Raw genomic sequence first — 23,019 nt, forward strand, 5'->3', positions numbered from 1 at the left:
TAATTTATTTTACTTAAATATCTCATTAGATATGAAGTCTATTTCATACTCCCCAACTAGCCCATCTTCATCTAAATCATACTCTTCTTTTTCTAAGCCATAATTCTTAGATGCTATAGCTAGGTCTCCTAAATCTATTTCTCCATTTTTATTAAAATCAGCTTTTAAAACTTCATTCTCTTCAACATTAAAGATAATTTTATAAACTTTTTTAGTACCATCTTCTGCTACTACTGTTACTTCAGTAATTCCAGGAATACTTTCTGCATTATTTATTACAACTTCAGCATTTTCATCTTCTGGAATAGCAATTATATTTGGAACATCATTTGACCCACTTGGCAATTCAATTTCATATTCAAGTAAATCAGCATCAAATCCCTCTAAAACTTCTCCATCTATTGATATATTACTTAAAGAAGCATTACTACTAGCATTTCTACTTGTAACTGAAGATAGGCTTAAATTATTTAAATTTCCTTTTAATTTATCATTTCCATTAGCATCAGCTCCTATAACAAGTGGTAAATCACTAGTTTCTAAAGGAGACGTTGGTACTACAGTCTTATCTAGTTCTCCATTTATATAAATTGAAGCCCCTCCTTTTGAATGCTCAAATACAACTTTTATATTTGTCCATTCATTTAAAGGTATTGATTTATTTGATATAAATTGAGTTATTGATCCCTCTGCATGTAATCTTAATTTACCTTGAGGTGATACATCTAGTAAAAATCCCCCTTTACCTGTAGCATTATTTATTTTTTGAACTATTTTTTGCCAATAAGATGTATATTCTTCTAAATAGACATCAGCTTCTATAATTAAATTATCACTAAATTTTAAAAGATCATTACTCTCAACACTTATATAACCTTCACCAAAATCAGCTGCTTTTCCATCTTCTGATTCAACTTGAGTTATATTTCCATTCACAGTTCCATCAAATTTATTTTCAGAGCTATCTTCTCCTAAATTTGAAGCATTTTCAAAGTCATATTTAGCTAATACAGACTCTTCAACAATTACATAAGGTTTTATTGTTATTTTATATTCTTTGTTTATGCTTTCATCTTGAGATGTAACTCTTATTACCAAATCTCCTGGAATCTCTTCTGGTTTGATTACTTCAACAGTAGCTCCAGAAGACATAGCCTCTCCAACAACCTCTAAGTTTTGTAAGTTTTCACCTTTTCCAAGATTATAACTATATTCATATTGTCCACCATTGAATTCTTCAATAGGCTTTCCATTTATTATTATACCCTTTAAGTCTGCATTACTTGTTGCATGAGTTTTAGTAAGTTTAAGTTCTCCAAAACTTCCATGATCTGAACCTATTCCATTTCCACCATCCTTGACAACTAATTTCAACTTATTCTTTCCAGCTATAGGAACTTTAACATACTTTTGTGGAGTTTCTCCTGTCATTAAACCACTATCAAATACCTTTTCATTATCCAAATAAATTTCAAAAGATATTGATGCAGCAGTTCCAACCATCTCTTGGTCTACCCCTACATATGTCTCAAAATAATCATAATAATCTAATCCACTTATATCATAGATAATCTCTGAGTGAGCATGAGTTCCTATACCCTTGTCATAAGTAACCCTTTCTCCACTTTCTTCTCTTAAAGTTATTTTGTTTCCATCACAACTAGCATCTTTATTTATTGTTCCATAACCAGTAGTAGCACTTTCCCAATTTAAATCACTTAAATAAACACTAGTTTCTACTGCAACTTTCTCTGAAGCTTCTCCAATTCCTTCTGAATTTTTAGGTACAATATAATATACATAAGTATACTCATCAGTTGCTGGGGCATTTTCATCAAGATATTCTGTCTCTATTACATTTTCTGCTATAAGCTCAAAGTCATCTTTTCCCTTTCTATATACATCATAGCTTTCAGCATACTTAGTTTTATCCCATGATAACTTAATACTGTCATCACCATTTCTTAAAGCCCTTAAACCTTCTGTCTTAACAGGCTTTTCCATAGGTATTCCTTCTACTGTATATTCTCCACCAACTTCTGTTTTGAACTTAACCACATTCTCTGAAACAACTTCTGGAACTATTTCATTTCCATTTGCATCAGTTATAACAACCTCAGTTATTCCTGGGAATTCTAAATAACAGTCATTTCCTGATCCTGATTTAATTTTTAATAAATTAAGCGAATTATTATTCCAGTTAGCTGAAACTTCAAAATTACCTCTAGCTTTTAAGCCCTCATAACTTCCCTCTTCCCATGATGCCGGTAATGCTGGAAGTGGACTTATTGTACCTAGATGACTTTGTAACAACATTTCTGCCATACCAGATACAGCTCCCATATTTCCATCTATTTGGAAAGGTGGATGAGTATCAAATAAATTATCTAGTGTACTAACTGTTAATTGATTTTGTAATAATCTATGCGCCCTATCTCCATCTAATAATCTAGCCCAAAGATTTATTTTATTAGCTTTAGACCATCCTGTTCCTCCATCACCTCTATGATTCATAGTAACCTTAGCAGCCTCAAATAAGTCTGGTGTATCTTTTTGATTTATTTGAGTTCCTGGATAAAGACCTACAAGATGAGAAATATGTCTATGCTTATTATTAGGGTCATCTATATCATCTATCCATTCTTGTACTTGTCCATATTTACCTATTTGAGGTTTTAAAAGACGCTCTCTCTTATCTTCAAGCTCTGCTCTAAATTCTTCATCCATTCCTAAAGCTTCACTAGCCTTTATGGTATCCGTGAATAATTGCCATATAAGTTCTTGGTCAAAAGTAGTACCAATAGTTCTTGGACCTTGCTCTGGTGAATAACTTGGAGAAGAAACTAAATATGTCTTACCATCACTATGAGTATATTCAACTAAGAATTGTGTCCAAAATTGCGCGGCTTCTTTCATTATTGGATATATATTATCCCTTAAATAATCTAAATCATCTGTAAACTGATAGTGCTCCCAAAGGTTTTGACTTATCCATGCATTTGATGTTGGAGCCCATCCCCAATCAAATTCCCATCCCATAGCAGTAAAACCAAATGGATTATTCATTGTATTTACAGTCCATCCATTCTTATTTTCAACAGCACCTTCTATTCCACAGTGCATCTCAGCTGTAACTCTTCCTGGTTCCCTTAAACTTTCTACATACTCAACCAATGGGATTGCTGTCTCAGATAAATTTGCTACCTCAGCTGGCCAATAGTTCATTTGTAAGTTAACATTAAAATGATAATCAGAACTCCAAGGTGGATTATTTGAATTATTCCACACTCCTTGTAAGTTAGCAGGTAAACTACCCTCTCTAGATGATGAGATTAAAAGATATCTTCCATATTGGAAAAATAAAGTTTCCAAACTATTTGAAGGATTTTTTTTGTATTCATCAAGCATATCATTAGTAGGCTTACTTAAATCCAATTCTCCTAAATTTAAATTAACTCTATCAAAAAGCTCTTTATAATCTTGTGAATGCCTTGCTTTTAACTCATCATATCCAAGTTCTACAGCATTATTTATTCTGTTTGTTACTGATTCATGTGGGTCTTCTCCTTTATAAGTTGGATAATCATTTATATAGTCTGTTCCCGCACTCATTATTATAATTACTTCGTCAGCATCTTTAACACTAACTTTATCTGTACCATCTTCTATTGTTCCTCCTGTGTTTATAACCTTTATTTGTGACTCATACTTCATTCCATTATCTTGTATTTCTCCACTTAAGGTTAAAAGATTATTTTCTACAGAAAGATTTTTCCCATTGTTGGCTCCTTCATTTCTAACATCAACAGTTATTGATGATGCCTTATCAGATTTAAGTTTTATTACCATTACATTATCTGGATAGCTACAAAAATACTCTCTCTCATAATTAACTCCATTTTGAGTATAACTAACTGTTGAAACTGAATTTTCAATATCCAATTCTCTTCTGTAATTAGTTACATCATTACCACCTTGTGTATTGAAATCTAAGAAAATATCACCAAAGTTTTGATATGCACCATAAGCTCTTTGATCCCCACATACTTGTTGATAAAGTGAATTTGATGGGGTTCCTCCCTCAGCTAATATTCTTCTTATTTCTTGAACTGCTTCCCAAGCACCTTCTTTATTTCCACCATTATATTCATCCCATGCTCCTGGTTCACCTGACCATAAAGTTTTTTCATTGTACTGAATTCTCTCTGTTTCAATTCCTCCAAAGATCATTCCTCCCATATAACCATTACCAATCGGAAGTGCTTCATTTTCCCAATCAGTAGCTGGTTCATCATACCATAAGGCTAACTTGTCAAAAACTTTGTCCTCAATTAAGTTATTCTTTTCTACATTAACTAAATTTTTAGGTTTAGCAAATGCATAAGTTGATTGACCTACAAGCATTAAAGAAGCTAATAACGCCATTTTCTTCAAAAATTTTCTCTTCATAAAATTCTTCCCCCCTAATTACTTAGTGAACTAATTTAAAATTTATTATTATTTATAATTATAAAAATAATTAATACAAGAAAATCCCTAAATACAGATTCCCTTGCATTTATTTTTTTATTTATTTTCCTAATATATCAGCCATTATTGCATCTAATTCAAACTCATCAACTATACCATCAGCATTAATATCATACTCTGGTATGCTTTCCCCAAAATGCTTAGATGCTAATGCTAAATCTCCAATATCAACCTTACCATCATTATTTAAGTCAGTTGTTGGTCTTTCAGGTTCAACTATGTCATCCTCACTAGTATCAACTAATGCATAATTTATTTGAGCATCAGCTCTTCCACCATGTGGATTCTCGCCCTTCAATCTTAGATTTAAAGTATGCTCTCCACTCACTAGAACATCGCTTTCATAAACAACCTGTTCTGTAAGTCTATTCTCTGCATAAGCATCTACCTGAGCCCATTCTCCACCATCTATGGATATCTCATATATTCCGTGGTTAGGATCTTTAGCTCCAACTAAGGAAATTTGCTTACCTTTAAACTTAATTGAAAAAGTTGCATTCATATCATTTGTCCAAACGGCATTTGGCTCAGTATTCCATCCATCAGAAAAATTAAACTGATGAAGGTCTTCTCCCCTCTCTGAAGTCTCTATTTTTATTTGTTCATCATCTACTATAGACACCGTAGATTTTTGAGTAAATCCTAAAATTCCACCTATTGGATCACTTAATTTTAAGTAGAATTCCTTAGTACTTTCTTTTTCCTTATCATCTATAATTGTGATATCAAAAGTTTTTTCTGTTTCTCCCTCATTAAATGCTAAAGTCCCTGACCAAGTTTGATAATCTACTCCATTTAAAGCAGTTCCAGCTAGTGTATCATAGTTGACTTCAAGCTTACCTTTGCTTCCACCTTTTCTTACAACTTTAAAAGTTGCCGTGCCTATGCCTTCACTAACTTCATAATCAACTTCTTCAAATTCAACCATACCCTTGCTATCATTATCTAAAACTAAAGCACCGTCTATATGAGCAGCATTTCCTCTTGCATTTGAATTCTTTCTTCCAGTACATTTAATTACTACTTCATGCTCTCCATCACTTAAATCTTCACTTTCAAAAACAATTTGACCTGCTTTTCTTTCTGCAGAATATAAATCAACCTCTACTGGCTCACCACCATCTATAGAAACCTCCATTATTCCATGAGCAGGGTCTTTAGTTCCCGACAAGAAGAATTTAGTACCATTAAACTTAACACTAACTGTTGAACCAGCAGTTGTTGAATAATGGGCATCTCCACCTAAATCTTCATCGTGTACATTTTCATAAAACCATCCATTACTAAAATTGAATTGTTCTATATCACTTCCCTTGTTGTCATCATTTAATATTTTTAAGCCAGCTGGAGGCCCGGATGGTAATTCTATATTAGTTGGTTGTTTATAAACTCCAACATTATTTATTAGGGGAACCTCTAAGCTTCCAGTAATATTTATTCTTATTTTTTGTGCAGTAGTAGGTGCTATTCTAACTAATCTCTTATACCCAATAGTCCCTCCTTCAAAAACTTCTGTCCAATTATCACCTTGTAATACCTCAACATTAAAATTCTTTACTCTTTGTCCTAAAGGAATATACTCTTGTATTGAAATAACATCAAACTCAGTAGGTGATCCTAAATCAATTTCTATACTTCCAGTTTTACTTCCATCATTAGGAGCCCAATACGTATCATAATTTCCATCAACTATCTTCTCTGCTCCATAAGTTTCATCATTATTTACAAAACTATCTACAATGACCTGCTTATTTAAAGCTAAATCTTCATCAAATATATCTCTAACGGCATTTCCAAATTCAGTTATTCTATTCACATCATTTTCATGGAATTTCCCTTCTTGATTTGGAGGTACATTCAATAATAAAACAGAGTTTCTTCCAACTGATTTATAATATATATCCATCATTTTTTCTAATGATTTTACATCATTATCTTGTGATGCATGATAGAACCAACCTGGTCTTATAGAAACATCTGATTCTCCTACAACCCAATCTGGACCCCCTTCTTCACCATTATTTAAATACGTTGGGTTTTCTCTTTCCTTCATTTTCTCAATATCAATAGTTGACCAACACGGTTCACCTGCATATCCTTTTTCATTACCTATCCATCTAACATCTGGTCCTTGAGGACTAAATATTACACAATCAGGTTGTAATTCTTTTATAAGTGCAAACCATTCATCAAACTTATAATCTTGTTCGACATTTGACCCCTTAGCTCCATCCATCCAAACTTCTGCTATATCACCATAATTAGTTAAAAGTTCTCTAAGCTGATTCATATAGAACTCATTATAATCTCCTCCATTACCCTCTCCATAATGCTCAGAGTTCTGATCCCAAGGTGAAAGATATACACCAAACTTAACACCATATTTAGCACATGCATCAGATACTTCTTTTACAACATCACCCTCTCCATTTTTCCATGGGCTACTTGCCACATCATGCTCAGTATAAGCACTATCCCATAAACAGAATCCGTCATGGTGCTTAGCTGTTAAAATAACTCTCTCAAATCCAGCATCTGCTAATGTCTTTACCCACTGCTCAGCATCTAAGTCCGTAGGATTAAAAATTTCTGGGCTTTCTGTACCATCTCCCCACTCCATATTGGTAAACGTATTCACGCCAAAATGAATAAATGCTGTCAATTCTTCCTTTTGATAATCAACTTGTTGCTTAGTCGGTGTTGCTCCGAACGATTCTGTAACATATCTCATATTATTTTTAGTATTAGCTAAGGTAAGAACAGTTGCCTGTCCTATACTAGTTAAAAGTGTCATTGCCATAGTTGTTGCTAAAACCACTTTTATAGTTTTACCTTTCATATTCTCCTCCTCAAAACATATTCTTCCCTTATATATTTATTCACTTTTTTTCTATTTATTACATTTTATAAAATATGTAAACTTAAATTTTATGTAATGCTAAATATTTGATATGAATATAAAAAATTTATTACGAGATACTAAGCTTGTTAAACTAGATTTATTAAGGAGGATTATTATGAGATTCAAAAAAGTTCTTTTTTCTCTTTTGGCTATAATTATTTTTTCTAATGTAATTATCTCATCAAAAGAATTAAAACCACCTATATTTATGGGTAAAGTGATGGAAGTAACCACTGCTTCTGATGGAAAAACCCTAATGGTTAGAGTTAAAGGATATATTAAATCTTGCCAAGTTTATGAAGAAGAAGTAATTGCATTAATTGGTGAAGAAACCAAAGTTTTAAAGGAATGTCAAAATGATAATAAAAAAAATGATAGTAATAAAATTGTTATAGAAAAAGGTGCTAATGTCTATATAGTTTTTAGTAATATATTTACAAATTCTCTTCCACCACAATCATTAGCAAAAAAAATTCTAATATCTAACCCACAAAAATAATTTTATATATAATACAAAAAAAGATACCTAAAACTAGATATCTTTTTTTGCTTTAAATCATATTTTTTATATTACTTAAGTATTTCTACTGCATTATCTGAATAGTCTGTAAAGATTCCATCTACATTCCAAGAATTAAGTCTCTTGACATCAGCTTCCTTATTTACAGTATAAACATTTACTTTTATATTGTTATCATGGGCCTCTTTAACAATCTCATCTGTAATTAAGCTTTTACATGGATGAATTGCATAGGCACCTATTTCCTTGGCATATTCAATTACATTAGGAATTTCTTCTTCATATAAAACTCCTATATTAATATCACCTTGAAGTTCTTTTACTCTTCTTAATGCCTTATGATTAAAACTTGAAATTAATATTTTATTTTTAACTTCATATTTCTTTATAAGATTTAAAACATCAAATTCTATATTATCATAACTTACAATATCATTTTTTATTTCAATATTTAAAATTATATCTCTATCCTTTATTAAATCTAAAACTTCTTCTAATAAAGGAATTCTACATTCTAAATTTTCTTCAAATCCATTTTTGCTGCACTTTAATTTTAAAAGTTCATCATAATTTAGATTTTTAATTTCACCATTACCTTGAAAAGTTCTTTTTACATCCTCATCATGAATTACAACAAGTTTCCCATCTTTACTCTTATGTACATCCAATTCTATTCCATCTATATCTAGTTTAAGCGCCTCTTTAAATGCTAACAAAGTATTTTCAGGATATTTCCCACTAAATCCTCTATGTGCAAAAATATTCATTTGTTACCCTCCTACTATTAATCCACTTATATAATATTCTTAAAATTGATTTAAATAATCTTATCTATATATTATTCTATCATTTATATCTTCTACAGATTTACATCCAGTTAAAACCATAGCTGATTTTAATTCGCCTTTTAGTCCATCAACATATTCCTTTACTCCTGTTGCTCCACCACCAAAAGTAGCAGTAACAAAAGGTCTTCCTATTAAAACTCCGTCTGCCCCTAAAGCAATCATTTTTAAGACATCTACTCCAGTTCTAATTCCACCATCAGCTAAAATTTTTATTTTTCCTTTAACCCTTTTAGCTATCTCAGGTAGTACCTCACATACTCCTGGAGTTTGATCTAATACTCTTCCCCCATGATTTGATACTACTATAGCATCTACTCCAGCTTGAGCTGCTAACTCAGCTTCATCTGGTGTCATTATACCCTTTAATATAAAAGGTAGTTTAGTTGAATTTACTAGTTCTTTTATTTCATCTATATTTTTAGGCTCAACTGGTTTTCCATGCATAGCTAATGTAATTAATCCAGCCGCATCTATATCTACTCCTACTGCATATGCGCCTGACTCTTCAGCCATTTTTATCTTTTCTATAACAACTTCATTTTTCCAAGGTTTTATAAATACAATTCCTTGTCCATCATACTTTTTCATTATTTCTAGATTTGTTGTTAAGCATAAATCCACAGCTGTATCTCCAACCATAGGATATATATTGGCATCTAAACATCCTTTAACTACACCCTCAATATAATCCTTTTCTGAAACTTCTCCACCCATATTTAACATAGTTCCTGTTATAGGAGCTGCAAAAACTGGGATATCCATTTTCTTTCCGAAAAGTTCAACGTCTGTAGTAGGATTCTTTGCATCATGTATTGTTCTCATATTAAGTTTAATTTCTTCTAAAGCCTTAATATTTCTTATAAAAGAATCACCTGTTCCCTTTCCTCCCATTCCAGGAACTTCACCTGCACAAGCTACACCATTACAAACCTTACAAACTCTACAAGTCCCTTTATATAATTCTCTAGCTTTATCTCTCATTTCCTTATTCATAATATAAACTCCTCCTATATTTTAAAAATCATTTTCTGTTTTCACTCTAAATCCATTTTGAAGTAGTAGCTCACATGTTACTCCATTTCCTTCTTGCTTCTCTCCATTAAATTTTCCTGCATATATAGTTCCAAATCCACATGATGGACTTTTCGCTTTTAAAATAACATACTCTGGATTTATTTCCTTTGCTATTTTTAATGTTTCATAAGCCCCTTTAATAAAAGCGTCTGTTACATCAACCCCATTTTTACCCATCACCTTAGCTTTTCCTTCTAAGACATCTTTACCTGTTCCTCCCACTATCTCACTAGGAACTCTAGGTGTTGTTAGTCCACCTAATTGCTCTGGGCAAACTATTATTGCTTTTCCCTCTTTAAGAAGATTTAATATTTCTTCATTCAAGTTATTTCCACCATCATATTTGCAATTTACTCCACATAAACATCCACTAACCAAAATCATAATTTCCCCTCCTAAATTAAATTACCTTTTTATTATAATCCTTATGTTAAAACAAAAAAAGGTAGCTTAATAAGCTACCTTCAAATATTATTTTCCTAGAGTGAATTTTATCTTATCTCCAGAATTTATTATTTCTCCTACACTTATGCTTTGCTCTTTTATTATGGTACCCTCACCATGAAATTCGCTCTTTAATCCTAAGCCCTTCAAAATCTCACCAGCCTCTTCCTTTGTCTTCTCTCTAAAGTCTGGTGTTATAAGTTCCTTATCATTTCTATCAAATCTACTTCCTGCATAAAGTGTTATTGTATCGCCCTTTTCTATAGAGTATCCTGGTATTGGATTCATTCCTGTTATAAATGTTCCATCACCTTCTATTACATACTTAATACCTAATTCTGTAATTTCTTTCTCAACGGACTCAATACTATCGCCTCTTAAATCAGGTATAATTACACTTTCTGTCTTTATCTCTAAATCACCTTCGTTTAATGAAATATAATTAAATATATTATTAAATAATTCTCCAGCATATGGTGCAGCAACTTCTCCACCAAAATGTTGTCCATTTTTAGGATTGTCTATTATTATTATTAAAGAAACTTGAGGATTGTCATATGGAGCAAAACCTGCAAATGACGCTACATACCCAGCACCATAAGTTCCTGTTTTAGAATCAACTTTCTCAGCCGTACCTGTTTTTCCTGCTACCTTTATTTCTTCTATACCAGCACTTTTTGATGACCCATTACTAACCGTTGACTCTAAAGCATCTTTAACTCTAACAATAGTTTCCTCACTTATTATATTTTCTGTTATTTCTGGAGTAAAAATTTCATTAATTATTTTAGTTCCATTTTCATCTGTATGACTTAGCTCCTTCATCACATGTGGTTGTATTAAATCTCCACCATTTGCTATAGCATTTAAAGCAGCCATAAATTGAATTCCATTAACTGTGTTAGTTTGTCCAAATGATATAGTAGCTAAATCAATATCTGTAACATCCTTAGCATTTTTTACTATGCCTGTTGCCTCCCCTGGTAAATCTACTCCTGATTTTTCTCCAAATCCAAACTTTTCAATATAAGAATTTAACTTTTCTGCTCCTATTTTTGTACCCATTTCCATAAATGCTACATTACAAGAGTTCTCTAAAGTTTGATTAAAATTCTGTACACCATGCCCCCCTGGTTTCCAACACTTTATTTCTTTTCCTGAAACATTTAACTTTCCATCGCAATAATAAACTTCATCCCCACCAGCTAAGCCTTCCTCTATAGCTACTGCTGCTGTTATTATCTTAAATATAGATCCTGGTTCAAATGCATCTGAAACTATAGTATTTCTCCACATATTCTGAAGTTTTTCTGATTCATCCTTACCATTAAAAATATCACTTCCCTCATATGGTCTATTAGGGTCAAATCCTGGTTTATTAACTAAACCCAAAATTTCTCCATTATTAGGATTCATAACTGTAATACTAACTGAATCTGCTTTATGTTCATTCAATGCTCTTTCCGCTATAGTTTCAACAAAATACTGAATATTTTCATCTACAGTCAAAGTGACATCTTTTCCATCTACTGGTGGAGTAAAGCTTAACTCTGAATAAGGAATTGATGAACTATTTCCAGAAACCTCAGCAATTCTTACACCTGGTATTCCCATAAGCTCTTCATTATAATAAAGTTCTATTCCACTTAAGCCAAGACCATCAGCATTAGTTGTACCTAAGGTATGTGACAAAAATTCTTCATTTGGATAATACCTCTTAGTATCTTCAGATACCATAACCCCTCTAATTTTAAGTTCTTTAACCTTATCAGCCTTATCCTTTTCAATTCTTCTAACTAAAGTAGCAGAACTTGCAGGATTTCCTGATGGATATGTTAATTCTAATCTTGAAAGAACATCTTCTTCATCCATCTCTAATACTTCAGCTAAAGGTTTAGAAACATCATATATAGTTATATCTTTTTTTTCAATATAATCCCTTATACTTATTAAGTCCAAATCAACTCTAAATACATTTGCAGTAACTGCAAGTTCCCTATCATTTCTATCTAAAATCTTCCCTCTTCTAGCATCTATCTTTATTTCATTAGTCCATTGTTCTTCTGCCATTGCTTTATAAGCCTTGGACTTAAACATGGTTATATACATTAACTTTCCAAACAGGAATAAGAATATAATAACCACTCCTAATAATAAAAATAGAACTCGTCCCTCACTAAGTCTACTCTTTTTATTATTTCCCTTTCCTTTCACTTAATTTCCTCCCATATATTCATTTACATAATTTTCAAACTTTAAATTGATTATAACATAATTATCTCTTCTCTTTTTTTAATAAATTGTATATAAAAAAGAGTTCTCCTATTGATTTAACACTAACCTCATTGTTAAACGAAATTAATATCTCTCAAAGGAAAACTCCTTAATACTTTATTTTTTTAATTTAGATACTCTTTTAAATTAACTTTTATTTCACTTATCTAAACTAATACTATTTTAAAATAATTATTCTATTTTAAGATTACAACCGTAACACCTGTTCCACCTTCACCATACTCTCCAAGTCTGTGTGACTTAACATGAGGGTGTCTTCTAAGCATTTCATTTATTGCTTTTCTTAATACTCCAGTACCTTTACCATGAACTAAAGTTACCTCTCCTCTACCAGCTACATAAGCATCATCCAAATACTTATCAGCAGTATAGCAAGCTTCTTCTGAATCCATACCTCTTAAATCTACTGAAGGATCAACTTGTTTTAAGTTTAATCTTGCTTCTCTCTTCTTGATTTTCTTTTCTTCTTTAGTTTCCTTAGCTACTCTTAAATCCTTAGCCTTAACATTTATTTTCATTATTCCAGCTTGAACTTGCACTTCACCCTTATTGTCTGGTTTAGAAAGAACTATAACCTTTTGGTTTATTGAAGGCAGTAATGCTTCCATTCCAACCTCAATCTTCTTAAGTTCTTCCCCTTTTTTCTCTTCCTTTTTCTTTTGAAGTCTAGCCTCAGCATCGTTTATCTTATCTCTAAGCTTTCCTCTTTCAGTCTCTAGCTTTCTTCTTGCATCACTAGAAATACCCATTCTTTCTAGCTCTCTCATATTTTTAAGAATAGCATCTGCCTCTTCCTTAGCAGCATCTAAGATTTGCTTAGCATCTCTTCTTGCTTCAGCATAAACATTATCTCTTACACTTTCTATTCTCTCAAATTTTTCTTTGTATCTATTCTTATACTTCTCAGCATCATTTCTTAAAATAGCTGCTTCTCTAGCATCATTTTCGGCCTTTATACTCTTATCTTGAAGTGATTGTATTAAATCCTCAAATTGAAGAGATTCTGTTGAAATTTCATTTTTAGCCTTCTCTATGACTTCATCTTTAAGCCCTAGTCTTCTTGAAATTTCAAAGGCATTTGATTTACCTGGAACTCCAATTAAAAGTCTGTAAGTTGGTCTTAATGTTTCTACACTAAATTCAACTGAAGCATTCTCAACATTTTCTGTCTTTAAGGCATATCCCTTTAATTCACTGTAGTGAGTTGTAGACATCATTCTACAGCCTCTAGCCTTTAATGTTTCTAATATTGAAATAGCAAGCGCAGCTCCTTCTGTTGGGTCAGTTCCTGCTCCAAGCTCATCGAAAAGTATAAAGCTTTTATCATTTGCCTTCTCCATAATTTTAACTATGTTAGTCATATGAGATGAGAATGTTGATAAACTTTGCTCTATACTTTGCTCATCTCCAATATCAGCAAAAATTTCTTCAAAAAAGCTTATACTTGAATTTTCACTTGCAGGTATTAAAAGTCCACTTAATCCCATAAGTTCTATAAGACCAGTAGTTTTTAATGTTACTGTCTTACCCCCAGTATTAGGACCTGTTATAAGAAGTGTTGTGAACTCTCTTCCTAAATAAATATCTGATGAAACAACCTCATCTCTTGATATTAATGGGTGTCTAGCATCCATTAAGTCTATAATTCCTTCATCATTTACTATTGGCATAGTTCCGCCTAAGTCACTTCCATACTTAGCCTTTGCAAATATAAAATCTAACTCAACTATTATGTTAAAGTTGATTTTTATGGCAGTTATATTCTTATAAACTAAAGCTGATAATTCTGATAGAATTCTTTCTATCTCAGCTCTCTCTTTTAGCATTAACTCTTTTATTTCATTATTTAAGTTAACTAAGGCAGTTGGTTCTATAAAAAGTGTAGCTCCAGTTGAACTTTGATCATGAACAAGACCAGGAACCCTTGATTTATACTCAGCTTTTACAGGGATAACATATCTATCCCCTCTTACTGTATATAAACTATCCTGAAGATATTCAGCATTACTTCTTACAATTGCATTAACCTTATCTCTTACAGAAGAGTTTTTGTCCTTTAATGCTCTTCTTATGCTATAAAGTTTATCACTAGCTGAGTCTGCTATCTCCTCTTCACTTACTATAGCCTTTGAAATAGCACTTTCTACTCCTCTAAGTATTGTAAAGCCTTCTTTCATACCTTCTAAAATTCTATGTTCTTCTTCCTCTTCTTTTCTATCTAGAAATTCTGAAAGTCTTCTTGTAACTCTAAGCATATTACCAACTCTTAAAAGTCCTTCTATGCTTAAAACTCCACCTTTTTCTGCTCTTGTTAAAGCTTCTTTCACATCATAAAGTCCTTCAAAAGGAGGATTTCCTTTTCTCATTAATATATCTAAAGCTTCATTGGTTTCCTCTAGATGTTCTTTTACATCATAAAGTGAAGAGTATGGTTTTAAATCTAAAACCATCTCTTTTGCTGATTTAGTAACAGCATAGCTTTTAACAATCTCTTTTATCTTATTAAATTCTAATACTCTTAAAACTCTATCGTTCATACTTTAATCCCCTTTACTCAACGCCTCTCTTAAAGTGACCCTTAGTATAATCCTTTAATCTTAAAGCTTCTTCTTTATTTAAAGCTTCAATAACCTGCATTACTTCATCATAACTTTCATCAACAAAATCTAATCTAAATGAATTTATTCCTAAAGATTTTATTTCATCAACTTCTTGTAGTAAATTAACAGGTACAGTATTGTATATGTGAGATCTACAGAATATATCAGTTCTTATAACAAAATCCTGATTCATTCTATCTTTTAATATAAATGTACTACTTACACATTGGTTGTCACAATTTCTTGTAGTAGATTTTCCACCAAATGTACTTCCTATTGGACAGTATTCACTGACCATAACCTCAGGTCTACCATATACAAACATTTGAGCCCCTTTAGAATATTTCTTAAGCATCTTATTTAATTCTTTTTTATTTAACTCTAAGCTTAGACAACTTCCCATCATATGCTCATTATAGAACTTCATTCCATAAGCATTGAATATATTAAGCTTATAGTCACCTATAATATTTGTTTTATCTTTGTATACATTTATTATTCCAGTATTAGCAGTAACTAATCCTTTAACTAAATCTAAGTTTTCATCTATTATTTTGCATATAACATCAAATTCTTCTTTAATTATTGTTGGAACCTTTATGTAAAGATTAATTCCTTCAGCATCAGCCTCTTTAATAGCATTTTTATGAAGCTGACCTTGATTTTTCCCAAATATATCTAAAGCAATATCTTTCACGCCACCATTTATAACAGCCTGTAATTGTTCTTTAGTGTTTACAACTACTAATACTTCTGGCATTTCTCCAACTTTTTCATTTAATTCTATATTAGTCTGTTTTTCTAAAACCCTCTTATACTTTTGTATTTCAGAATTTCTGATTTCTTCTAACACTTCTCTTCTTAAGTTATTTATTGAAGAAACTGCTGCGAATCCATCCTCAAAAGTTACATATTCTATATCATCTATTTGATAAGGAATATCTCCTGATTTTCTTAAGTTCTTTTCTACCTTTTCCTTATCCATCGGTCTATTAACTGCAACTTGAACCATATCACCTGCTTTTGTAAAGTAGTTTCCATTATACTCAACAGTAAGTTCCATAGGCTCATTAACTTTAAATTTCATATAAGCCTTTAGATTTATTTTTCTTTCATATGGATTTTCATAAGCTACCTTTAACTCATTTAGAAGTTTAGTATCTGATGTTTTGTAAAGTTTGTCATTAGCCTTATATTTTTTAGGGAATATCTTAACCTTATCTCCCTTTTTAGCCTCAGTTACTTCTTGATTACCCATAAGTATTTTGCTTACAGTAAACCCATCATCATTAGTTCTTATTCCATCTTTTAATGAAATATCATCAACTAAAAGAACTTCACCTGATTTTAAAACTTCTCCAAGTAAAATCCCTGTGTTTCTTGGCGTTTTAAATGCCATCATATCTTTTCCAACATTCTTATACATATAAGCTGTAGAAAAACCTTCTCTATTAAATAACTTCTTAAGTTTAAGTTTATTTCCCTCTTGAGATTTTTTGATATTACTATATGAATTCTCAATAGCTTCTCTATATGATTCTATAACTCCAGCAACATACTCTGGTCTTTTCATTCTTCCTTCAACCTTTAGAGAACTTGTTCCTGTTTTTATTAAATCTTCTACATTTTCAATTGTACATATATCCTTTGGACTTAAAAGGAACCCTTTAGTTTCTTTATTATCTTTCTCTCTAATTAAAGTGTATGGAAGTCTACAACTTTGTGCACATCTTCCTCTATTTCCACTTCTTCCTCCAATTAAACTACTCATTAAGCATTGTCCTGAATAGCAAACACATAATGCTCCATGAACAAATATCTCAGTTTCAATTCCTAAGTCTTTTGATATGTGCTTTATCTCTTCTAAAGTAAGCTCTCTTGATAAAACGATTCTATAAAATCCATTTTCTCTAAAGAATAATGCTCCCTCTCCATTATGTATGCTCATCTGAGTTGATGCATGCAACTCAAAATCTGGATAAACTTCTTTTATTCTCTTAGCTAATCCTACATCTTGAATTATTAAAGCATCTACACCAATCCTATATAATACACCTATATAATCTATTGCCTCTTGAAATTCATTTTCTTTTATTAAAGTATTAACTGTAACATATACTTTTACTCCATAAGTATGAGCATAGTCAACAGCTTTTTCCATTGTTTCATTGTCAAAGTTAGAAGCATATGCTCTTGCTGAGAATTTGCTTCCTCCTAAATATATAGCATCAGCACCTCTATTTATGGCAGCTATTAAACTTTCCATACTTCCAGCTGGTGCCAGTAGTTCTATTCTTTCCATAAAATTCATCTCTCCTACAAATAACTAGGTTTTCCTTAGTAATTTACTCAATACTTTGTATTATACACAATTGAAGCCCATAATTCCATATATCCTCTCCCTACCTTAGAATTAATTATTTTTCTTAATAATATTCAATCCATAAATTTAACTTTTTAATACTTTAAATAAAGATAGCTTCATATTGAATTCAAATTAAAAATCTTCTCTCATATTTCTATATTTTTTTATTGTGCTAAAATTAAATTATAGAAATATTTTGGAGGTCATTTAATGTTTTATGATTGTCACATACATACAGAATTTTCAGCAGACTCTGTATTAAAAATTAAAAATATACTAGAAAAAGCTAAAGAAAAAAATCTTGGTATAATTACAACTGAACATTTAGATTATAACCTAACTACTCATCCTCAATTTGCTGAACTTGATATTGATGGTTATTTAGAAACTTATGAAAAGCATAGAGGACATAATATGCAGCAAGGTGTTGAAATTGGTCTTGCTATGAATAATATAGATGAAAACTTTGCTTTTTATGAAAAATACAAAGATAAATTTGATATGTTTATAGGCTCAATCCATTCTATAAATGGTGTTACACTTTCTAGATTCTTAAAAAGTGACACTAGACCTAAAGATTTAGTTTATGGAGAATATCTTGATAATGTCCTAAAATGCATAAAGTTTTATGATATATTTGATACTTTAGGGCATATTGACTACCCATGTAGATATAGTATTTATGAAGATAAAGAAATGCTTCTTGAAGAATTTAAGCCTAAGTTTAAAGCTATATTTGAAACTCTTATAAAGAAAAATAAGGTTCTTGAAATAAACACAAGTCGTTTAGATAACGAGACTTCATTTAATAATATGGTTGAAATATACTCATACTATAGAGAACTTGGTGGAAAATATATAACGCTTGGTTCAGATTCTCACTTAATTTCTCATATTGGTAGAAATTTTGATAAGATTCCTAATTTTTTAGAGAAAACTGGATTAGAAGCTTGTTACTTCATAAATAGAAACCTTGTTCCTTGTAAAAGCTAATTATCTCTTTACTAGACTAATATGAGCTACCTTATACTTGTATTAAATAAGTATAAGGTAGCTCATATAAATTTCTATTATTTACTTCTTATTTCTTCTTTTTTAGTAGTACATTTTCTTTACTCTTAGAAGCTACTAAAGCAAATTGTGCGTCATTATATTTCTTTTCTAAGTCTAAAACCTTATATCTCGCTGTACGGAATTCAGATGCTAACTCCTTATTCTTAGCTAAAAGAAGACCTTTATCTTTCTTTAACTTCTTAGCCTCTTCTATAAGAACTTCAAACTCTGCTTTTTTACCTTCTAATTCTTCTTTTAAAGATTGAATTTCAACTTCCATTTCTTCTGAAACCTTCTTACCTAAAGCTTCTTTTTCTTCTAAAGCTAATTCAATATCCTTTTCCAGTTGAACTACTTGTTCTTTAAAGTTATCACATTCACCTTTAACTATTTCTTTTTCTTCATTTAAGAACTTTACACTCTCTTCAAGCTTTTCTTTCTCTGATTCAAGCTTACTATTTATACTTGATAACTCTATATTTTTTTCCTTAAGTAACTCAAGATCTTTATCTAAATTAATAGCTTTTTCTTCTATTTCTTTAAAACTTATTTTTAATTCTTCACTTTCTGAAGATAATCCTTCTTTTTCATCACTTAAAGCTTTAATCTTACTTTCAAACTCTTTATTATTAGCCTTTAAAACATCATTATTTACTGACAATTTTTTATTCAACTCTTGTAATTCTTGAAGCTTGTCCTTAATCTCTCTGCACTCTTCACCTAAAGCTTCAAGTTCATTTAATGTTTTTGAATTTTCTTCTCTTAATTTCTTATTATCAATCCTTGATTCAGCAAATTCAATTTTTAAAGACTCTGCATCTTTAGTTATATTTTTATTTTTCTCTTCTAATTGAGAAACTTTATTTTCTGCTTCAACTAAACTATTCTTTAAGTTTTTACCTTCTAATACTAGCTTCTCATTTTCTTCTTTTTGAGTTTTATTTCTTTCTTTTAAACTATTAATCTCTTTAGTTAAATTCTCTATCTTTTGCTTTGATTCATTAACTATACTACTTAGTCCATTATTTTTTTCTCTTTGCTCTCTTAATTCTTTTTCTAAGCTTCCATTTTTACTTCTTAAAGAATTAAGGTCATTATTTAAATTCTTTTCTTTATTTCTTGAATCATTTAATGACTTATTAAGTTCATTATTTTTGCTATTTGATTCCTTAAGTTCCTTACTTAATTTATCATTTTCACTTCTAAGCTTGTTACTAGAAGATTTTAAATTGGAATTTTCAAGCTTTAACTTTTCTATTTCCTTCTTTAATTGAGAAGATTCATTTTTTGAATTATTAAGCTTTTCTTTTGTTGTATTTAATTCTTCCTTTGACTTCGCAAGTTCTGAATTTAAACTTTCACATTTATCTTTTGATTCTTTAATAGCTTTTTCCAGATTTTGTTTTTCTAATTCTAGATTTCTTATCGTATTCTCTAAGCTTATCTTTTCTGATGTTATTTTTTCCACATCTTCTTTTAAAGAAAGACTTTCTCCTTCTAATGCTTTAAGATCTTCAACTTCTTTTTTAGAATTCTCTAACTCAGCTTTTACTTTTTCATAATAATCTATTAATTGATTGTATTCTTCATTTCCTTTTAAAAGTTCATCTGCTATATTTAAGGCTGATAAAGAAAGAACTCCTAAGGCGCTTAACTTATTATTCTTATTTACCATCTCTTGAATCTTTTCTTCTACATAAGCAGCTACCTTTTTTAAATATTCTCCATCTTCTTGGCCTTTTAAATTATATTCAACGCCGTTTATTGTTACCGTAACAGTCGCCATACTCTCTTAAACACCTCTTACTTAATATAAATTGTAAACTATGCTTTAAATCATTATTAATCTCTATTTATAAAACAAAAAATAAATTTCACTAAATGAAACTTATTTAAACTAATTTTTATACATAGAAATCAATATTTACTTAAAACAATTCCATAATAAAAAATATGTTATGTATATTCTAACATATACATAACATATTTTAAATAATTTAAGCTATTATTGTTCTCTTAATTGAGCACCTAACTTATATTCTAATCCTCTTAAGATTTTATCGTGAATTTTATTTATATCTTTATCTTTTAAAGTCTTACTTGGATCTCTATAAGCTATAGCATAAGCAATACTTTTCTTACCTTCTGGTATTTGAGCACCTTTATAAACGTCGAATAGTTCAACCTTCTCTACTATTTGACCACCTGATTTTCTTATTGACTCTTCAATTTCTTGTACTAATACAGCATCATCAACAAGTAAAGCTATATCTCTAGTTATTGCTGGATACTTAGGTAACGGCTTGTAAGCTTTCTCAGTTTTTGAGAAGTTGTACATAGCATCTAAGTTTAACTCAGCTACATAACAAGGAACATCTATATCATAGTTTTCATTAACATCTGGGTGTATTTCTCCTAAAACTCCTAATGAAGTTCTTCCTAAAACTAACTCAGCTGTTTTTCCTGGATGGTAGCTTGGGTTTTCACTCATTCTCTTGAATGAAGCACTCTTAAGTCCTAATGTATCTAATAAGTTTTCAACTATTCCTTTTAAGTCGAAGTAGTCGCATTGTCCATATATACCTATTGTTAAGATATTTGTTTCTGTTGGTAATTCATTTTCATCTGAATTTGGAGTGTAAGTCTTTCCTAATTCAAATAATCTTACAACATCGTTGCTTCTTGAGTAGTTTCTAGCTAAAGATTCCATCATTGAAGGAAGTGTTGATGTTCTCATTACACTGTAATCTTCTCCTAATGGGTTCTTTATTTTAACTACATTTCTAAGCTCACTATCCTCTGGCACACAAATTTTATCAAATACCTTTGGACTTACGAATGAGTAGCTTATTGATTGATTTAATCCTGAAGCTAACATTGCATCAATAACTTTTTCATCTAATAATTGTTTTTTATCTTTAGCTTCTTTTTCTGTACTAGTTGAAATTAATGTAGCAGGAACATTGTTATATCCATAGATTCTAGCAACTTCTTCTGCAACATCTTCTCTTATATCAACATCTATTCTAAATGTAGGTACTAATATCTCTAAAGTATCTCCATTTATAGTTGTGTTTAAATCTAAGCTATCTAAACATCTCTTCATTTCTTCAGCTTCTAATGCTGTTCCTAAGAATTTGTTTATCCAGCTAGCGCTTACTTCAAGAGTTTTTTCTTCTTTAACCTTGTTATAAACATCTATAGTTCCTTCCATAACTTCTCCGCAACCAAGCTCTTCTATTAAAGCACAAGCTCTGTCTAAAGCTAAAGCAGCTAAGTTTGGATCTATATCTTTTTCAAATCTTGATGAACTCTCAGTTCTTAACCCTAAATTTTTAGAATTAACTCTTATGTTAGTTCCATCAAAGTTAGCTGATTCAAATACTATTTCAGTAGTATCATCTTTAACGCCTGAGTTTAATCCACCCATGATTCCAGCTAAAGCAACAACTTCTTCTCCATCCTTTATACAAAGAACATCTGAAGTTAATTCTCTTTCTATTTCATCTAAAGTAGTGAATTTTTCACCATCTTTAGCTCTCTCAACTACTATATGAGAAGATTTTAACTCTCTTCTATCGAAAGCATGCATTGGTTGACCAAGCTCTAACATAACAAAGTTAGTAATATCAACTATGTTATTTATAGGTCTTACACCTGCATCTAATAATCTTTCTTGCATCCAAGCTGGTGAATGACCAACTTTTACATTTTTAACTCCCCTAGCCATATATCTGTTACAAAGATCATCATTAACTGTAACTTTTATTTCGTCGTTTATGTTTTTATCACATTTAACTTCGAATTTAGTACTTGGCATTCTGTAAGTTTTTCTAGTAGTAGCTGCTGTCTCTCTAGCCATTCCTACTATGCTTAAACAATCTGGTCTATTTGAAGTTATTTCGAAATCTAAAACTTGTTTGTTAAGACCTAAATATTCTTTTATACAAACACCTATTGGAGCATCTTCTGGTAAGATCATAAGACCTATGATTTCTTTTCCATCAGCAATTCCTAACTCTTCCTCTGAACAGAACATTCCGTTAGAAACTTCTCCTCTTAATTTACCTTTTTTGATTTTACTTCCATCTGCTAATATTGCTCCATGTAAAGCTACAGGAACCTTATCATGCTCTTTCATATTATCAGCAGCTGTTACTATTTGAATCATTTCTGATCCTATGTTTACTTGACAAATTTTAAGCTTTTCAGCATCTGGATGCTGCTCTATCTTGTCTATTTGACATGTAACTATATTTTCTATTTCTGCACCAGCAGTTACAACCTCTTCTACTTTTGAACCTGATAAAGTTAAAGCATCGCCTAACTCTTCTGCTGTTATATCTATATCAACGTAATCTTTAAGCCAATTAAATGGTACTTTCATC

The 23,019-nt window shown here is 30.9% G+C and carries 12 protein-coding genes; 2 read left to right on the forward strand and 10 right to left on the reverse strand.

Features of this window, described 5'->3' with window-relative positions:
• Positions 1-9: 9 nt before the first annotated feature.
• Positions 10-4,449, reverse strand: coding sequence for a glycosyl hydrolase family 95 catalytic domain-containing protein (locus tag ACQZHJ_RS13100; RefSeq protein ID WP_430485996.1), 4,440 nt, complete (start codon positions 4,447-4,449; stop codon positions 10-12).
• A gap of 121 nt (positions 4,450-4,570) precedes the next feature.
• Positions 4,571-7,369 carry an alpha-L-fucosidase gene (locus ACQZHJ_RS13105; protein WP_430485997.1) on the reverse strand — a complete coding sequence of 933 codons (2,799 nt, stop codon included), beginning with the start codon at positions 7,367-7,369 and terminating at the stop codon, positions 4,571-4,573.
• 178 nt (positions 7,370-7,547) lie between these two features.
• On the opposite strand from ACQZHJ_RS13105, the gene ACQZHJ_RS13110 reads away from it, so the two are divergent.
• Positions 7,548-7,931 (forward strand): hypothetical protein, encoded by a 384-nt coding sequence (locus ACQZHJ_RS13110; protein WP_430485998.1) that lies wholly within the window; start codon positions 7,548-7,550, stop codon positions 7,929-7,931.
• Between the two features lie 71 nt (positions 7,932-8,002).
• On the opposite strand, the gene ACQZHJ_RS13115 is transcribed toward ACQZHJ_RS13110, so the two are convergent.
• From ACQZHJ_RS13115 to ACQZHJ_RS13140, 6 genes are all read right to left on the reverse strand, one after another.
• Entirely contained in the window at positions 8,003-8,719 is a 717-nt protein-coding gene (locus ACQZHJ_RS13115; protein WP_430485999.1) for a glycerophosphodiester phosphodiesterase, read from the reverse strand.
• 60 nt (positions 8,720-8,779) lie between these two features.
• A complete protein-coding gene (locus ACQZHJ_RS13120) occupies positions 8,780-9,793 on the reverse strand; it encodes an alpha-hydroxy-acid oxidizing protein (RefSeq protein ID WP_430486000.1) in 1,014 nt (337 codons plus the stop codon).
• Positions 9,794-9,814: 21 nt separating this feature from the next.
• On the reverse strand, positions 9,815-10,258 hold the full coding sequence (locus tag ACQZHJ_RS13125) for a DUF523 domain-containing protein (protein WP_430486001.1): 444 nt from the start codon (positions 10,256-10,258) through the stop codon (positions 9,815-9,817).
• An 87-nt stretch (positions 10,259-10,345) separates the two neighbouring features.
• Complete coding sequence (locus ACQZHJ_RS13130) at positions 10,346-12,532, reverse strand: stage V sporulation protein D (RefSeq protein WP_430486002.1); 2,187 nt, start codon at positions 12,530-12,532, stop codon at positions 10,346-10,348.
• Positions 12,533-12,789: 257 nt separating this feature from the next.
• Complete coding sequence (locus tag ACQZHJ_RS13135) at positions 12,790-15,150, reverse strand: endonuclease MutS2 (protein ID WP_430486003.1); 2,361 nt, start codon at positions 15,148-15,150, stop codon at positions 12,790-12,792.
• Between the two features lie 13 nt (positions 15,151-15,163).
• A complete protein-coding gene (locus ACQZHJ_RS13140; protein ID WP_430486004.1) occupies positions 15,164-17,515 on the reverse strand; it encodes a DUF3656 domain-containing U32 family peptidase in 2,352 nt (783 codons plus the stop codon).
• Positions 17,516-17,788: 273 nt separating this feature from the next.
• On the opposite strand from ACQZHJ_RS13140, the gene ACQZHJ_RS13145 reads away from it, so the two are divergent.
• Entirely contained in the window at positions 17,789-18,571 is a 783-nt protein-coding gene (locus ACQZHJ_RS13145) for a histidinol phosphate phosphatase (protein WP_430486005.1), read from the forward strand.
• An 88-nt stretch (positions 18,572-18,659) separates the two neighbouring features.
• On the opposite strand, the gene zapA is transcribed toward ACQZHJ_RS13145, so the two are convergent.
• Both zapA and pheT read right to left on the reverse strand, forming a co-directional pair.
• Positions 18,660-20,417 carry a cell division protein ZapA gene (gene zapA, locus ACQZHJ_RS13150; RefSeq protein ID WP_430486006.1) on the reverse strand — a complete coding sequence of 586 codons (1,758 nt, stop codon included), beginning with the start codon at positions 20,415-20,417 and terminating at the stop codon, positions 18,660-18,662.
• 219 nt (positions 20,418-20,636) lie between these two features.
• A complete protein-coding gene (gene pheT / locus ACQZHJ_RS13155) occupies positions 20,637-23,018 on the reverse strand; it encodes a phenylalanine--tRNA ligase subunit beta (RefSeq protein ID WP_430486007.1) in 2,382 nt (793 codons plus the stop codon).
• Between the last annotated feature and the right edge of the window lies 1 nt (position 23,019).

It is taken from the genome of Clostridium sp. B9, from assembly GCF_050509515.1.
Lineage (GTDB): Bacteria > Bacillota > Clostridia > Clostridiales > Clostridiaceae > Sarcina.

What these genes read in the sequence shown, in the direction of transcription:
- ACQZHJ_RS13140 (WP_430486004.1), bottom strand. Translation starts at nt 17,515, where the DNA reads ATGGAAAGAATAGAACTACTGGCACCAGCTGGAAGTATGGAAAGTTTA.
- ACQZHJ_RS13115 (WP_430485999.1), bottom strand. Translation starts at nt 8,719, where the DNA reads ATGAATATTTTTGCACATAGAGGATTTAGTGGGAAATATCCTGAAAAT.
- zapA (WP_430486006.1), bottom strand. Translation starts at nt 20,417, where the DNA reads ATGGCGACTGTTACGGTAACAATAAACGGCGTTGAATATAATTTAAAA.
- ACQZHJ_RS13120 (WP_430486000.1), bottom strand. Translation starts at nt 9,793, where the DNA reads ATGAATAAGGAAATGAGAGATAAAGCTAGAGAATTATATAAAGGGACT.
- ACQZHJ_RS13100 (WP_430485996.1), bottom strand. Translation starts at nt 4,449, where the DNA reads ATGAAGAGAAAATTTTTGAAGAAAATGGCGTTATTAGCTTCTTTAATG.
- ACQZHJ_RS13125 (WP_430486001.1), bottom strand. Translation starts at nt 10,258, where the DNA reads ATGATTTTGGTTAGTGGATGTTTATGTGGAGTAAATTGCAAATATGAT.
- ACQZHJ_RS13145 (WP_430486005.1), top strand. Translation starts at nt 17,789, where the DNA reads ATGTTTTATGATTGTCACATACATACAGAATTTTCAGCAGACTCTGTA.
- pheT (WP_430486007.1), bottom strand. Translation starts at nt 23,018, where the DNA reads ATGAAAGTACCATTTAATTGGCTTAAAGATTACGTTGATATAGATATA.
- ACQZHJ_RS13135 (WP_430486003.1), bottom strand. Translation starts at nt 15,150, where the DNA reads ATGAACGATAGAGTTTTAAGAGTATTAGAATTTAATAAGATAAAAGAG.
- ACQZHJ_RS13110 (WP_430485998.1), top strand. Translation starts at nt 7,548, where the DNA reads ATGAGATTCAAAAAAGTTCTTTTTTCTCTTTTGGCTATAATTATTTTT.
- ACQZHJ_RS13105 (WP_430485997.1), bottom strand. Translation starts at nt 7,369, where the DNA reads ATGAAAGGTAAAACTATAAAAGTGGTTTTAGCAACAACTATGGCAATG.